At 67.6% G+C, this 14,244-nt stretch carries 15 protein-coding genes; 12 read left to right on the forward strand and 3 right to left on the reverse strand.

All coding sequences use genetic code 11. The annotated features are described in order from the left end of the window. Positions 1-13 precede the first annotated feature (13 nt). Positions 14-952, reverse strand: coding sequence for a CoA ester lyase (locus ACIBO2_RS21915; RefSeq protein WP_357944315.1), 939 nt, complete (start codon positions 950-952; stop codon positions 14-16). Between the two features lie 435 nt (positions 953-1,387). On the opposite strand from ACIBO2_RS21915, the gene ACIBO2_RS21920 reads away from it, so the two are divergent. The 4 genes from ACIBO2_RS21920 (at position 1,388) to ACIBO2_RS21935 (ending at position 3,402) form a co-directional block, all read left to right on the forward strand. After that, positions 1,388-1,678 (forward strand): DUF6247 family protein, encoded by a 291-nt coding sequence (locus ACIBO2_RS21920; protein WP_357944311.1) that lies wholly within the window; start codon positions 1,388-1,390, stop codon positions 1,676-1,678. Positions 1,679-1,698: 20 nt separating this feature from the next. Then, a complete protein-coding gene (locus tag ACIBO2_RS21925) occupies positions 1,699-1,920 on the forward strand; it encodes a hypothetical protein (RefSeq protein ID WP_358551641.1) in 222 nt (73 codons plus the stop codon). 691 nt (positions 1,921-2,611) lie between these two features. Further along, on the forward strand, positions 2,612-3,016 hold the full coding sequence (locus ACIBO2_RS21930; RefSeq protein WP_358551643.1) for a RidA family protein: 405 nt from the start codon (positions 2,612-2,614) through the stop codon (positions 3,014-3,016). Positions 3,017-3,036: 20 nt separating this feature from the next. Then, positions 3,037-3,402 (forward strand): hypothetical protein, encoded by a 366-nt coding sequence (locus ACIBO2_RS21935; protein WP_358446035.1) that lies wholly within the window; start codon positions 3,037-3,039, stop codon positions 3,400-3,402. A gap of 68 nt (positions 3,403-3,470) precedes the next feature. On the opposite strand, the gene ACIBO2_RS21940 is transcribed toward ACIBO2_RS21935, so the two are convergent. Beyond that, positions 3,471-4,433 (reverse strand): EamA family transporter, encoded by a 963-nt coding sequence (locus ACIBO2_RS21940; protein WP_397298704.1) that lies wholly within the window; start codon positions 4,431-4,433, stop codon positions 3,471-3,473. Positions 4,434-4,528: 95 nt separating this feature from the next. Here ACIBO2_RS21940 and ACIBO2_RS21945 point away from each other — a divergent pair, with 95 nt between their 5' ends. After that, positions 4,529-5,740, forward strand: coding sequence for a magnesium transporter MgtE N-terminal domain-containing protein (locus ACIBO2_RS21945; RefSeq protein ID WP_358551647.1), 1,212 nt, complete (start codon positions 4,529-4,531; stop codon positions 5,738-5,740). Next, positions 5,730-6,218, forward strand: coding sequence for a DUF1003 domain-containing protein (locus ACIBO2_RS21950; RefSeq protein ID WP_358551649.1), 489 nt, complete (start codon positions 5,730-5,732; stop codon positions 6,216-6,218). Before ACIBO2_RS21945 ends, ACIBO2_RS21950 begins: the two co-directional genes overlap by 11 nt. Before the next feature lie 64 nt (positions 6,219-6,282). Here the strand turns inward: ACIBO2_RS21950 and ACIBO2_RS21955 are convergent, their stop codons facing one another. Next, positions 6,283-6,786, reverse strand: coding sequence for a MarR family transcriptional regulator (locus tag ACIBO2_RS21955; protein WP_358551651.1), 504 nt, complete (start codon positions 6,784-6,786; stop codon positions 6,283-6,285). A gap of 158 nt (positions 6,787-6,944) precedes the next feature. Between ACIBO2_RS21955 and ACIBO2_RS21960 the strand changes: the two genes are divergently transcribed. The 6 genes from ACIBO2_RS21960 (at position 6,945) to ACIBO2_RS21985 (ending at position 14,186) form a co-directional block, all read left to right on the forward strand. Continuing rightward, positions 6,945-8,081 carry an Mrp/NBP35 family ATP-binding protein gene (locus ACIBO2_RS21960; protein WP_358446048.1) on the forward strand — a complete coding sequence of 379 codons (1,137 nt, stop codon included), beginning with the start codon at positions 6,945-6,947 and terminating at the stop codon, positions 8,079-8,081. A gap of 188 nt (positions 8,082-8,269) precedes the next feature. Further along, positions 8,270-8,755 (forward strand): SigE family RNA polymerase sigma factor, encoded by a 486-nt coding sequence (locus tag ACIBO2_RS21965; RefSeq protein ID WP_397298709.1) that lies wholly within the window; start codon positions 8,270-8,272, stop codon positions 8,753-8,755. Beyond that, a complete protein-coding gene (locus ACIBO2_RS21970) occupies positions 8,752-9,930 on the forward strand; it encodes a hypothetical protein (RefSeq protein ID WP_397298712.1) in 1,179 nt (392 codons plus the stop codon). Before ACIBO2_RS21965 ends, ACIBO2_RS21970 begins: the two co-directional genes overlap by 4 nt. 215 nt (positions 9,931-10,145) lie before the next feature. Then, complete coding sequence (locus ACIBO2_RS21975; protein WP_397298715.1) at positions 10,146-11,078, forward strand: sulfotransferase domain-containing protein; 933 nt, start codon at positions 10,146-10,148, stop codon at positions 11,076-11,078. Between the two features lie 45 nt (positions 11,079-11,123). Continuing rightward, positions 11,124-12,314, forward strand: coding sequence for a peptidogalycan biosysnthesis protein (locus ACIBO2_RS21980; protein ID WP_397298718.1), 1,191 nt, complete (start codon positions 11,124-11,126; stop codon positions 12,312-12,314). 51 nt (positions 12,315-12,365) lie between these two features. Continuing rightward, complete coding sequence (locus tag ACIBO2_RS21985; protein WP_397298721.1) at positions 12,366-14,186, forward strand: AMP-binding protein; 1,821 nt, start codon at positions 12,366-12,368, stop codon at positions 14,184-14,186. The last annotated feature ends 58 nt before the right edge of the window (positions 14,187-14,244 follow it).

The following is a 14,244-nucleotide window of genomic DNA, read 5'->3' on the forward strand; positions in this document are numbered from 1 at the left end:
CGTCCGGACGGCTCTAGCTCTCCGGGCTGAACGTCTTCGTACGGCTCAGCCCGGCAGCCCGCCCCTTGGCCACCACGACGAGCGCCATCTTGCGCGAGGCCTCGTCGATCATCTCGTCCCCCAGCATGACCGCGCCGCGCTTCTCCACGGTCGTGTAGTAGTCGTACGCCTCCAGGATGAGCTCGGCATGGTCGTAGTCCTCCTGCGTCGGCGAGAACACCTCATTGGCCGCCTCCACCTGCGACGGATGGAGCACCCACTTCCCGTCGAACCCGAGCGCCGCGGCCCGCCTGGCCACCCGCTTGAACCCCTCGACGTCCCTGATCTGCAGGTACGGCCCATCGACCACCTGCAGATCGTGCATCCGCGCGGCCATCAGCAGGCGCATCAGGATGTAGTGGTACGCATCGCCCTCGGTATAACCCGGCGGCTGCTCCCCCACGACCATCGTGCGCATGTTCACCGACGCCATGAAGTCGGCCGGCCCGAACACCAGCGCCTCCAGCCGCCTGGACGCCCCCGCGATGGCGTCCACGTTGACCAGCCCGCGCGCGTTCTCGATCTGCGCCTCGATCCCGATCCGCCCGACCCCCAGCCCCATCGTCTTCTCGATCTGGGTGAGCAGCGTGTCGAGCCAGACGACCTCGGTCGAGTCCTGCACCTTGGGCAGGATCAGGCAGTCGAGGTTGTCCCCCGCACCCTCCACCACCTCGATCACGTCACGGTAGGTCCACTGCGTCGACAGATCATTCACGCGTACGACCCGCGTCTTCCCCGTCCAGTCCCCCTCCCGCAACGCGGTCACGACGTTCTTACGAGCCTCATCCTTGACCAGGGGCGCAACCGAATCCTCCAGATCGAGGAACACCTCGTCGACCGGCAGCGTCTGGGCCTTTTCGAGGAACCTCGGGTTACTACCGGGGACGGCGAGAACAGATCGACGTGAGCGCATGCGCACACGCTAGCCCCCTCGCCCCCACCCTTTCGCACCCCCCACTCACCGCGCCCCCACCCGTTACCCACTTACCGGCTTGACCGTCTGATGCCCGCCCCTCAACAAAGGACTTCGCGGGTGGGCGCTTCGCGCTTCGGGGCAGGCGTTACTTCCAGTCGGGCCAAGCCCCGACCCCTGCAGGCCCTCGCTCCGCTCGGACGCCATATTGGCGGGCTCCACCCGCGCACGCTCCGGAGCCCGCCGTGTCCCCGGAAAGGCGGCATGCGCGTGCAGCGGGTGGACGAACCCGAAGCCGTGTCCAGTGGAGGTCGTATAGGGACTTCTGCTGCGGCATGGCGCAAGTGGCGATGGCACTCTGTCGCCAAGAGGCTCCCCGTTACGGCCGACCGGGAAATCAACACGCTCCGAGAAGGAGGCGCCTAGACTGCGGGTATGACCGCTGAGCCGCTGCATGAGATCGGGGATGACCCTGCGGAGATCTTGCGTCTCCTGCCGGAGAGGTGGCACGAGCAGTTCCTCAGCGACTATCACACCGCCTTGGACGCAGCCCACGAGGTGTGGCGCTTCAAGCAGCTTCAAGAGCTTTTGCATGTCTGGCGGTTGCATGCGATCGCGGTCTCCAACCCTGATTTCGACCACGCCGAACGGGCGGTGCGTGAGGGACGGACCGATGAGTTCGTTTCGATGGACATGGCGTTCCCGGGCTGGGCCGACCGTCGGTGAACTATCGCGTGGAGCAGCACGTGGCAGCACTGGCCCAGATGAAAGGGTTGCCGAGCAAGGCGTTCGACGCGCTCCTCGCCAGAACCGTGGATCTGGTCGAGAAGCCGTGGGATGCCCGCATGCTGTACGCGGATCAGCCCGAGTATCGACAGACGACCTTCGGTGACTTCGGCATCATGTATTTCAAGGTCGACGAGGCCGCCGAGTTGATCTTGATCTTCAACGTGACCTGGACGGGCTGATGGCGGCAGCAATGTACGTCATCTAGATTTCGTAGATGACGTCCTGAAGACCAGATGGTGCTCGTGGGTTTTCGAGACGGATGCCTTACGGATCACACCCGCCCCCTCGAAACCCCCAGACTGCTCTCCGAGCTCGGGACCGACTCCTGTCGTACCAGGCTCGGCGTGATGAGGCGACCGCCGAACCCACTGTCTGTGACGATCAGTTGAGGGTAGGAGATGGCGGGGCGGGTGAGATCCGATGACCAGGCCGCGCTTGATGATAAAGATCAATTCCAGTAGATCCAGGTAGCGGCGCGGCGTTCAAGCTTGCCGGCTCTTGCCCACTTGCCGGGCGCCGTTCACGACAACGACCCGCGTCCCCCGCCAGCGCTTCGAGCGCCGTTGCCTCGCCGCCTCGCGGAACAGAGACGGATCCATCACTCGCCGCACATTACCGCAGTTGAATGGGGCCGTGTGGGCGGTCTGCCGGTAGATCGGTGGGCGTTCTGCCGGAGGGTCCGTGGACGTTCTGCCGCCAGGCCCGTGGGCGTTCTGCCGGAGGGTCCGTGGACTCCCTGAGCGAGCTAGCGGCTCGCGCCACCGGCATCCCGCCCCGGCCAGTCGGGAGGTGAAAGTTCCCTTCGGGGCCTTCGCGAGCGCTGACACAAACCAGATGATTCTCCGACCCCGGAGCCGCCACAATCTCCGCATGACGATCACCCGCCTCAACCCCGACGAACTGCACAAGACTCCCGGCTACAGCCACATCACCGTGGTCGAGGCCGGGCGGACAGCGTTCCTGGCCGGACAGTGTCCGCTGGATGTGACCGGCGCCCTGGTCGGCGAAGGAGATCAGGACGCCCAGGTGGACCAGGTCGTCGCCAACGCCCTGACCGCGCTCGCGGCCGTGAACGCCCGCCCGGAGCAGGTGGTGCGCTCGGTCATCTACGTGGTGAGCCAGGACCGCGCTGCGCTCGGGGGAGTATGGCAGCGCCTGCTCGACTCGCCCCTCGCCGCCGCCTTCACCACCGCGAGCACCTTGCTGGGGGTTACCCAGCTCGGCTTCACCGGTCAACTCGTCGAGCTCGACCTGACCGCCGCCCTCGGCGATTGAAGCCCCGGTACAGTCGAGGCGTGAGCGACATATCCGCGGCCATCGAAGAGGGCGCGAAGAAGTCAGGCGTCCTCTGGCTCACCCTCGACCGCCCGCGCCTGGCCTGGCATGCCTGGCACGAGGGTGCCATCTACCTCGTCACGGGTGGCGGCGAGCAGCAGTTGCCGGGCATCGAGGGGCTCGACACCGTCCAGGTCATCCTGCGCAGCAAGGACAACGGCGCCAGGCTGGCCGACTTCGAGGCCGAGGTCCGGGTGGTGGATCAGGCGGCGGAGCCTGAGGCCGTCGCCGCGCTGGCCAAGGAGCGGCTCAACGCTCCCGACAGCGAGCACCTGACCGACCGCTGGGCGCGGGAGTCGACCGTACTCAAGCTCACACGCCGCTAACGCCCGCACGGCGCTAAAGCTCACGCCGCGCCAAAACCAAAACTCACACGGCGCTGTCCGACCGAAACTCACACCACGCCGACCGGCTGCTCAAGGTCGTCCGGGCTGGGCTTCGTACTCGGTTCCGGTCGTTGTTCGGTGGCGGTTTGGGCGAGGAGGGCGCCGGTGAGGACGATCAGGCCGCCCACGATCTGGAACACGCCCAGAGTCTCCCCCACCAGCGCCCACGCCACCACCGCGCCGCCGATGACCTCCAGTGAGGCCACCGTGGCGCCCACCGCCGCCGTCAGTCGGCGGACCGCGTTCACGCCCAGGATGTACGCGACGACCGTGGCGATCAGGACCATCAACAGGTACGCCCCGAGCACCGGCAGCGTGTGCGCGCCCGCCGAGGGGGTGACGGTACGGGTGAAGGCGTCCCACGGGATGTCCCACGGGCGGGCGAAGGGCACCAGGATCACGGCCGACCCGATCAGGCCCCAGCCGATCAGGCCGAGGGGGTCGACGTCGTCGCCGAAGCTGTCGCTCATCAGGAAGTAGCCCGCGCAGCAGGCTCCGGCGAGCAGGCCGAGGAGCAGGCCCAGGGCGTCGAGTCGCAGGCCCTGCCAGGCCTCCACGACGATAGCGAGGCCGGCCACGGCGGTTATGGCGCCGACGAAGGCCGCGCGGGCCAGCCGTACCCGGCGGACGAAACGTACCCAGAGCACCACCATCACCGGCGCCATGAACTCCAGCAGCAACGCGATCCCCACCGGCAACCGCGTGATGGCCACGAAGTACAGTGACTGAACCGCGGCCACCGCCACGATCGCGTACATGGCGAAGAACGGCAGCCGCGACCGCGGGATCCGCAGAGCACGCGGCTTGACCAGGGCCAACACGACCACCATGAGCACGCCGGCGCCCGCCATGCGCGTCCAGACCGCCTCGATCGGGGCCAGCCCGGCGGCGATCAGGTACTTGGCCATCGGGCCCGAGAACGCGAAACAGCACGAGGACACGAAAGCCAGCGCGAGCCCTGGGTACTTCACGATCGACCTCAACTTCGTAATCACCGTAATGTACTTTTGATACTGACACGCCGGGCGTCCGGAGCGCAATGGAGGGGCACTGTTAGCCTGCTGACGTGAAGATCTTCGTGGCCCGCCTGGCGGGGACCCCGGTCTTCGACCCAGCGGGCGATCAGATCGGCCGCATCAGAGACGTCGTGGTCGGGCCGCACGACGGCAATCCGCCGAGCGTGCACGGCATGGTGGTCGAGATCCAGCCGCGGCGCCGGGTCTTCCTGCCCATCACCAGGGTGCGCGGCATCGAAGCGGGCGCGGTGATCTTCACGGGCCGGCTGAACATGCGCAGGTTCGAGCAGCGCGACACCGAGACGCTGGTCATCGCCCAGATGCTCGACCTCACCGTGCGACTCGACGGCGAGCCGGTCACCGTCTACGACGTGGCGATGGAGGAGACCAAGCCGTCGTTCTGGCAGATCACCAAGGTGGCCGTCTACCGGGGCAGGCGGCGGCGCGAGACGAGGATCGTCGACTGGAGCGAGGTGTCGGGGTTCGGCGTCCTGCAGAAGGACCAGGGAGCCGCCGGGTTGATCGCCGCCTTCGAGTCGATGCGGGCCGCCGACCTGGCCAGTGCCCTGCACGACCTGCCGGACAAGCGCCGGATCGAGATCGCCCGCGCCCTGGACGACGACCGGCTCGCCGACACCCTGCAGGAGCTGCCGCCCAACGACCAGATCGCCATCGTGCGGTCACTGGAGGTGGAGCGGGCGGCCGACGTACTGGAGGCGATGGACCCCGATGACGCCGCCGACCTGCTGCACGACCTGCCGAGCGAGCAGGCCACCCAGTTGCTCGCGCTGATGGAGCCGCAGGAGGCGGCGCCCGTACGGCGGCTGCTCACCTACGCCGACGACACCGCGGGCGGCATGATGACCAGCGAGCCGGTGATCCTGCCGCCCACCGCCTCGGTCGCCGAGGCGCTGGCCCACCTGCGGCAGAAGGATCTGGCGCCCGCCGTCGCGGCGCAGGTCTACGTGACCAGGCCGCCCACAGAGACACCGACGGGCGCCTACCTGGGGATGGCCCACTTCCAGCGGCTGCTGCGCGAACCGCCCTCCACGCTGCTCGGCTCGGCCATCGACCCTTCGGTCGACCCGATCAGGCCGGAGCTGACCGTGCACGAGGTCGCCTCCTACCTGGCGAACTACAACCTGCTGGCGGCGCCGGTCGTGAACGAGCTGGGCAGGCTAGTCGGCGCGGTGACGGTCGACGACGTACTCGACCACATGCTTCCCAAGGACTGGCGCGAGAGGGCACACCGTGACGACTGAACGCCTCGACCAGCCACGCGCGCTGCGCCGCTCGCTGCGCCCGCACTACGACCCCGAGGCGTTCGGCCGCCTGTCGGAGCAGATCGCCCGCTTCCTCGGTACGGCCAGGTTCCTCGTCTACATGACGGCGTTCGTCGCGGTCTGGGTGACCTGGAACGTCCTGGCGCCCACCGACCTGCGGTTCGACCCCTATCCGTTCATCTTCCTCACGCTCATTCTGTCCCTGCAGGCGTCGTACGCCGCGCCGCTGATCCTGCTGGCCCAGAACCGGCAGGACGACAGGGACCGCGTCCAGTACGAGCAGGACCGGGCGGCGGCCGACCGCAACCAGGCCGACGTCGAATATCTGACCCGCGAGATCGCCGGGCTCCGGCTGGCGATCAGCGAGGTGGCCACCCGGGACTATCTCCGCTCGGAGCTGCAGCGATTGGCGGAGGAGCTCAATTCAAGAAACGGCAGTGAGCGCGGCGGCGCTTAAGGAGCGGTGGCCCTTAAGGAGCAGTGGCCCTTAAGGAGCGGTGGCCCTTGAGGAACGGCAGGGCTCAGGGAGCGGCGGTGATGGGCAGTTTGGCGAGCATCTCGCGGACCAGGCGGATCTCGCCGGGCCCCAGCAGGTCGAGGAACTCGGATCTTATTCCGCGCAGGTAAGTGGGGGTGGCCTCGCTCAGCCGGGCCGCGCCGCGGTCCGTCAGCACCGCGAACAGCCCCCGCGCGTCGCTCGCGCACGCCTCGCGCGCCACCAGGCCGTCACGCTGGAGCCGGTCGATGAGCCTGGTCAGGCCGCTGCGGGAGAGCAGCACCCGGCCGGCCAGGTCGTTCATCCGCAGTCGCCGGTCCGGTGCCTCGGCCAGCTGCGTCAGCACGTCGTAGGAGGCCAGCGGCAGGCCGTGGGCCACGAGCAGCTCGGCCTCCAGGTGGCGGGTGATGTGCACCTGAGCTCGCTGCAGCATCCGCCAGACCGCCAGCTCCTCGGCGGTGAGGCCGGTGGGGCCGGTGAGGCCGGTGGGGCGGTCGGTGGTGAGGCCCTCGTCGCGCAGAAGAGTCACGGAGTAACCTTAGAACGTTGCACGGACACCTAAACAGCGCGGATTATCCGCAGGGGGTCCCTGGTTCATACGATGGAGGGGCATCCTCACCGGCGTGCAGCGCCAGGTCACACATATACGACTAAGGAGGGACGGCACTCCCTCGTGCCGAGACTTAGATGGCACCAACACAGGAACTGGTGACGGCCGCTCTAGCCACCGTCATCGACCCCGAGATCCGTCGCCCGATCACCGATCTCGGAATGGTCAAGAGCATCGACATCGGTGCCGACGGTGTCGTTCGCGTGGGTGTCTACCTCACCGTGGCCGGATGTCCGATGAAGGACACGATCCGCCGCGACGTCGCCACTTCGGTGACCAAACTCGAGGGTGTCACTGGCGTCGAGATCGAGCTCGATGTGATGAGCACCGAGCAGCGCAAGAAGCTCCAGACCACGTTGCGCGGCGATCGGGGCCCCGAGAAGGAGATCCCCTTCAACCAGCCGGGCTCGCTGACCCGCGTCTTCGCGGTGGCCAGCGGCAAGGGCGGGGTCGGCAAGTCGTCCGTCACCGTCAACCTGGCCGCCTCCATGGCCGCCGGCGGGCTCAAGGTCGGCATCGTCGACGCCGACATCTACGGCCACAGCGTCCCGCGCATGCTCGGCGCCTCGGAGCGCCCCACCAAGGTCGAAGACATGATCATGCCGCCGGTGGCGCATGACATCAAGGTCATCTCGGTGGGCATGTTCAAGCCCGAGGGCAACAGCGCGGTGGTCTGGCGCGGGCCGATGCTCGACCGCGCGCTCCACCAGTTCCTCGCCGACGTCTACTGGGGCGACCTCGACGTCCTGCTGCTCGACCTGCCGCCGGGCACCGGTGACATCGCCATCTCGGTGGCGCAGCGGCTGCCGTCGGCCGAGCTTCTCGTGGTCACCACCCCGCAGATGGCCGCCGCCGAGGTGGCCGAGCGGGCGGGCTCGATCGCCGCGCAGACGCACCAGCAGATCGCCGGCGTCATCGAGAACATGGCCTGGCTGCCGTGCCCGCACTGCGACGAGCGCATCTCGGTCTTCGGCGAGGGTGGCGGCCAGACGGTGGCCGACGCTCTGACCCGGACACTGGGGACTCGGGTCCCCCTTCTGGGCCAGGTGCCCATCGACCTGCGCCTCCGCGAGGGCGGGGACGAGGGCAAGCCGCTGGTCCTGACCGACCCCGACTCTCCGGCCGCGGCCGAGCTCCGCACGATCGCCGCCGGGCTGAGCAAGCGTTCCAGCAGCCTGAAGGGCCTCCAGCTGGGCCTGTCCCCCAACCGCTGACGTCCGGTCCGACGTCCATCGGTACGGGCCTACCCGGCCAACCGCCGACGTCCGGCCCAACGTCCGTATTGCCCACTCCTCCGACCGTGGAGGTCCAAAGGGGCCCGCTCCTCAGAGCGGGCCCCTTTGGCAACGGCTGATTTCGTAGAAGCCCCAACCGTTCATCCCCTCTCGGGCGTCTTGTCTATATGACGGATTCCGAGGCGTTCGAGGCCTTCGTCGCCGCCTGGCACCCGCGGCTGCTGCGTGCCGCCATCCTCATCAGCGGTGACAGGCATCTGGCCGAGGACGTACTCCAGGATGCCCTGATCAAACTGGCGCGCCGCTGGTCGAAAGTACATACCGACCCGGTCAATTACGTGCGTACCACCCTGTACAGGGACGTGGCGTCCACCTGGCGGCGGCGACGGGAATTCGCCTACGGAGAGCCGCCCGAGCAGACGGATCACGACACCTCGGAAGCGTCGGACCTGAAGGTGGTGTTCGCCCGCGCGCTGGCCAGGCTGCCGGTGAAGCAGCGGGCGGTGCTGGTGCTGCGCTTCTACGAAGACCTGCCGGTCGGGGAGGTCGCGGCGATCCTCCGAGTCTCGTCCGGGACGGTCAAGAGCCAGACGCACGCGGCCCTGAAGCGGTTACGCGAGGTCGCTCCCGAGCTGGAAGAGGTGTTGATATGACCGACCAGGGGCTGCGGGAGCTCTTCAATGATCTCGCCGAGACTCTGCCCGAGGGGTCGTCCCGCGCGGGCGAGCTGTGGCGGCAGGGCACGCGGAGCCGTACTCGCCGCCGGTGGACGGTGCTCGCGGCGGCCGCGACGGTCACCGTTCTCGTCGTGGTGGGGATCGTCGTGTCCCCGGAGCCGGTCGAGCGCGGCGTCACCGTGTATCCCAGCGTCACGCCCACACCCACGGCCACGATCCCGCCGACTCCCCCCATGGACACAGCTCCGCCGCCCAGCGGCGAGGCGGGACTGCCCACCCTGGCGACCGCGCTGCCGGAGAGGTGGGCCGACATCCCCGTCGTGACCACCGTTTCCGGGCCCGTCCTGGCGCTGGCCGAGTACGGCGACGGGCGGATCTACATCATGAAATCCGGCGGGCGCATCCCTCTCGATGTGAAGCTGGGTGATTCTGTGGATTCGGCCGGCAACGGCGGGACTCCGTTGAAGCCCAACTCGCTCGCCCCCGACGGGACGATGGCCGCCTTCCCGCAGAAGGACGAGGTGGTGGTCGTCGACCTCGTGATCGGCCAGGCCAGGCGCTACCCGGTGCCCGGGTTCAACGAGATGGTGCTCTGGCGCGGCGACCAACTCCTCGTCGAGCAGGAGGAGGCGAACTACCAGCTCGACCTGTCCACGGGGAAGGCGCGGCGGCAGCCGTACAAGGGATTCACGGGTGTCGCGGGCTACCGCGACCTCAGGATCGTCTCGCCCGCCAAAGGCGGCTGGACGGTCATCCAGGAGGGCGGGTCGGAGGTGGCACTGAACGTCCGGGACATCACCGACAAGGGCGGCATGCCCGTGGGCGTCCTGGGCAACCACGGATGGCAGCGCGGCGGCCTCGTCGCCAGGTCCGCGTTCGCCCGCCACGACCAGGCGAAGGAAGCCGACGTGGTCGTCGTGGCCGACATCGCCACGGGACGGGTGGCCAGGACGCTGCTCCTGCCCTGGGGAGATTCTTCCGGCAGGAGGTGCGGGAAGGGCGGGTGCCCCGTGCGCGGCTGGATCGGCCAGGACACGGTGATCGTCGAGAGCGGGGACAGGCTGCTCGGCTGGAACATCCACACCGGCGCCCTGTCACGCGTCGCCGACCTGCCCAAGAGTGTGACCGCCTACTCCCTGCGCAGTGGATGAGCCTGCCATGCGCGTGAGCGGCCGTGCCCCGGCAACGAGCGCGATTCTCGCCAAATGCCAGCGAAATAACCATGTCCCACCAGGGGATTTGTTGTGGCTGGAATTCCCCTGCAGTCAGATCGGAAATGTCATCAATTTGCGCATTATTATCACTGAATGCACACAGACAATCACATACCTTCCTTAACTCTCATAATGTGATTAAACTCACGTTGATGACGACGCATCCAGTCCATTACCTCACACCGATGGAAGACAGCTCCCGGTGGGACGCGTTCGAATTCCGGCCCGGCGATATTGTCATTAATTCGCCGGCCAAATGCGGCACCACCTGGACCCAGACGATCTGCGCGCTCCTGATTTTCCAGACGCCCCAGCTACCCGCGCCACTGTCGAGCCTCTCACCGTGGATCGACATGCTCGTGCGTCCGAAACAGGAGGTTTGGGACAACCTGGCCGCGCAGCAACACCGCCGTTTCATCAAAACCCACATTCCGCTCGACGGCATCCCGGTCGACCCGCAGGTCACCTACATCACGGTGGGGCGGGACCCGCGCGATGTCGCCATCTCCCTGCGCAGCCACGGCAAGAATCTCAAGCGTGACGTGATTCGTCGATTGATCCATCAGGCCGCCCACCCCGGAAACGCGGCGGCTGAAGTCCAGGTCGACGATCATGACGAGAGGGACTTCCTCGACGAACGAGAGTACTTATTACGCTGGGTGGACAACGACGACTCGCCGTACGACAATCTCGACTCGCTGCGTGCGCTGATCTGGACGCAGAGCCGCGCATGGGTTCGCCGCGCGGAGCCGAATGTCATTCTGCTCCACTACGCCGACCTCTCCAACGATCTCGCCGGCCAGATGCGACGGCTCGCCGAACGGCTCGGCATCGAGATCGACGAGAGCAAGTGGCCGGAACTGGTCGAGGCCGCCACGTTCCAGCAGATGCGCAATCGCGCCGATGAACTCGCACCCGACGAGCAGCTGGGCTACATCCGCGATCACAAACGCTTTTTCCGCAGTGGTAAGTCGGGCCAATGGCAGCAGTTCCTCACCGATGAGGATCGAGCACACTACGACCGTCGGATAGCCGAGCTCGCGGAGCCAGACCTGCGCGAATGGCTCCATCACGGGGCCAGGTGACGGTATGACTGCCGGGTTTCGATGAAGCATCAGGAAATTCCGGAGATGTCGCCAGAAGCGGCCGGGCTCGTGACGGTCGAGCGCGTCCCCTCGTTGGACGACGTCGCCGGGTGCGTGTGGGATGACGTCGCTGACCCGCGGGACATGTTCCAGAGTCGTGCGTGGCTGACGGCTCTTGAGCGATCCGGTGACGGGCCCGTCATGTACCTGATCGCCCGACAATCTGGGCATCCGCGAATCGTCGGTGCCCTTCCCCTCTATGACTCGCTCCCCAGTCGTGGTGACTACCTGTACTGGCCGGAGCTCCACTTCCAAGACCTGCTGCACGCCGCGAGTTCGCTCGACGGCCGGCTGGGATTGCTGGCCGGTTCCTGCGCGGGATTCAGTACGCGGCTCATCGTGGACCGCACCCTGCCGACTTCGACCAGGACAATGGTCCTGCACGCACTTCGGGATGCCGCCCGCGCCGTCGCGGTCGAGCGCGGGCTTCCGTACACCTTCTTCTTGTTCCTCGACGCCTCCGCGTGGAGAGACCTCGCTCCGGTCGTCGGCGACGGAGACCATCATCGATTGGCGAGCGTCGCGCAGACTGAACTGGAGCTCCCCGGTGGGGACTTCGAGGATTACCTGGCGACGCTGCCACGGAACACCCGCACCAGCGTCCGCAGGGAGGTCGGGCTCTTCGCCAAGGACTGTGCGGCCGAGACCGTACCTCTCGGTGAAGCCATCACGACCATCGCGCCGATGATCGTGAACGTGCGGGCCAAGCACGGGATGGCGTACAGCGTGGAGGCGGTCACGCGACGCCTGTCCGCGTACTCGGCCGCGCTGGGAGACGCCTCGTCGATGGCTGTGCTGTGCCGTGTGCGGGGTCGTCTCGTCGGTGCTGGAGTCATGTGCCGCTGGCATGACCGGCTATACGTTACGGACTTCGGGCGCCTCGATGACGAGGCGCCGGACCCGTTCGTGTACTTCAACGCGGCGGTCTACGAACCCATCAAGTACGCCTATTCGGTGGGGCTGTCGAGAGTCGTCACCGGCGCCGGGGCGGAGCTGGGCAAGGCCCGGCGTGGTTCGGCCGTGCTCCCGCTGGTGCACCTGGCGTGGGCGGCGGCCGGAGGCGGCCCCAACGGCCAGATCGACACCACGCCGGCGGAGAACCGCAGGCAGCACTGGCGCGAACTACGCAGCGCTCACCCCAGGTACTTTCACTCGGCGTGGGATGAGCTGCTGTGAACGCAACATCGATCCGACGGGCTGGATGTCATGCCCACGAGGGAGGTTAGCGTGAGCCGAGTGGACGAGCCGGCCGGCCCCGTCCGTGACACGACCAGAACGACGACCAGCACCACATCCAACACCGCGACCAACACCGCCACCAGCGCCGTCCCCCCAGGACTTCTCGGACGGGTGCCTCGTGACCTGAGCAGGGTCGCCCTGGTTCATGAAGATCGTGGCATCACCTTCGGCGACGTCGCCGCGCTCAGCGAGGACATCAGCGGCGTCGTGCGGGGTCACCACCTGACGCGCCGCGTGGTGGGCGTGCCGGCGGACCGGAGCCCGGAGTTCGTCGCGCGGATCGTGGGGCTCTGGAGCGCGGGAGCCGTCCCGGCGATCCTGGGAGACTGGGGTGCCGCGCGGGTGCGTGGAGCATTGACGGCCACTGGCGCCGTGGCGACCTTCGGACCATCGTCCGCCCCGGCCGGCCTGGAGCTGCTGGACGACGGTGTCCCGTCACCCTCGCGCCTCGATGGGGGCGATGGACTCGATGGGCTCCACGGACTCCGTGGGTTCGACGAAGAGGACGAAGAGGATGTGAGAGGAATCAGTCATATCCTCTTCACGTCCGGCACGACGGGCAGGCCCAAGGGGATCGTCGTCGGACGAGCGGCCTTCGAGGCCGCCAGTATGGCGTTCTTCAAGGAACTGCCCATGGACGAATCAGATCGGATCGCCTTTCTCAGCAGGCCCGGCCACGATCCGAGCCTGCGAGAGCTGATCGCGCCCTGGCTCACCGGTGCGACGTTGTTCATTCCCGACAGTCGCACGGCCGCGGATCCCCGGCTGCTGGCGGCCTGGCTCTCGAAGCATTCCATCACCGTGCTCCAGGGCTCGCCGGTCCTCCTCCAGCTCATGGCGGGCTCGTCGGGGCTCCCCGTCGACAGCCTGCGGGTGGTCTGCTCGGTGGGGGCCCGGCTCACGGCAGCGGCGCTGCGGTCGACGGCACGGTTCGCCCCACAGGCCACCATCGCCAACTGCTACGGCGCGTCGGAGACGCCGCAGGTCGTGTGCGTGCACCAGGTGCCGCCCGGTAAGGGGGTGGCGGGTGAGGACCCGGTTCCCATCGGGCGCGCGCTCGACCATGCCGTGGTCAAGATCGTGCCCATCGACACGGCCGGCGGCGAGAGTCCGGAAGGCCGGCTGCACGTGGAAGCCGCCGCCTGCGCACTCGGCTATACGGACGGGACCCCGCTGCTGACCACCGGCCCTGACGGCCGCTGGTACGACACCGGCGACATCGTCCGTCGGCTACCGGACGGCTCGATGTGCTTCGTACGCCGGGCGGACCGGCAGGTCCAGGTCAACGGCGCGCGGGTGGAGCTGGACGAGATCGAGGGCGCGGCCGCCCTGGTCGCCGGTGTCGCCGAAGCGGTGGCGACGTTCGTCGAAGACAGCAGCGGAGTCGGATCCGTACGCCTGACCATCGTACGGAACTCCACGACGGCGATCGACAGCGACGAGCTTCGTGCGGCGCTCCACGACCACCTGGACGCCGCGGTCGTGCCCTCAAGCATCGAGGTGCGCGACTCATTGCCAGACGAACCGGCGGTCGTGGACGCCGCACAGGCTGAGGACCCCGCGGCGACGCTGTGGGAGGTACTGCACGAGAGCGCGCGCTCCGCTCTCGGCCAAGGCCGCAGCGACGGCCGGATCGACCCTGACGACGGCTTCTTCGAGGCCGGCTTCACCTCGATGTCCCTCATGCGGTTCGTGTCGGAGGTCTCCGTACAGCTCGGCACGGAGATCTCTCCCCTGCTGGTCTTTCGCTACCCCACCCTGAATGCCTTTGCCAACTATCTGCGGGAGAACCTGGACGACGTGTCCTGACCCCGCGACGGCTCGCTCCCCGTACGGAGCGGCAGCAAGCGAATCGGAGGGCGGACGA

The organism is Nonomuraea sp. NPDC050022 (assembly GCF_044460705.1).
Taxonomy (GTDB): domain Bacteria; phylum Actinomycetota; class Actinomycetes; order Streptosporangiales; family Streptosporangiaceae; genus Nonomuraea.

Coding starts and splice junctions, on each gene's coding strand:
- ACIBO2_RS21980 (WP_397298718.1), top strand. CDS start 11,124: ATGTCGCCAGAAGCGGCCGGGCTCGTGACGGTCGAGCGCGTCCCCTCG.
- ACIBO2_RS21915 (WP_357944315.1), bottom strand. CDS start 952: ATGCGCTCACGTCGATCTGTTCTCGCCGTCCCCGGTAGTAACCCGAGG.
- ACIBO2_RS21970 (WP_397298712.1), top strand. CDS start 8,752: ATGACCGACCAGGGGCTGCGGGAGCTCTTCAATGATCTCGCCGAGACT.
- ACIBO2_RS21960 (WP_358446048.1), top strand. CDS start 6,945: ATGGCACCAACACAGGAACTGGTGACGGCCGCTCTAGCCACCGTCATC.
- ACIBO2_RS21975 (WP_397298715.1), top strand. CDS start 10,146: ATGACGACGCATCCAGTCCATTACCTCACACCGATGGAAGACAGCTCC.
- ACIBO2_RS21920 (WP_357944311.1), top strand. CDS start 1,388: ATGACCGCTGAGCCGCTGCATGAGATCGGGGATGACCCTGCGGAGATC.
- ACIBO2_RS21930 (WP_358551643.1), top strand. CDS start 2,612: ATGACGATCACCCGCCTCAACCCCGACGAACTGCACAAGACTCCCGGC.
- ACIBO2_RS21965 (WP_397298709.1), top strand. CDS start 8,270: ATGACGGATTCCGAGGCGTTCGAGGCCTTCGTCGCCGCCTGGCACCCG.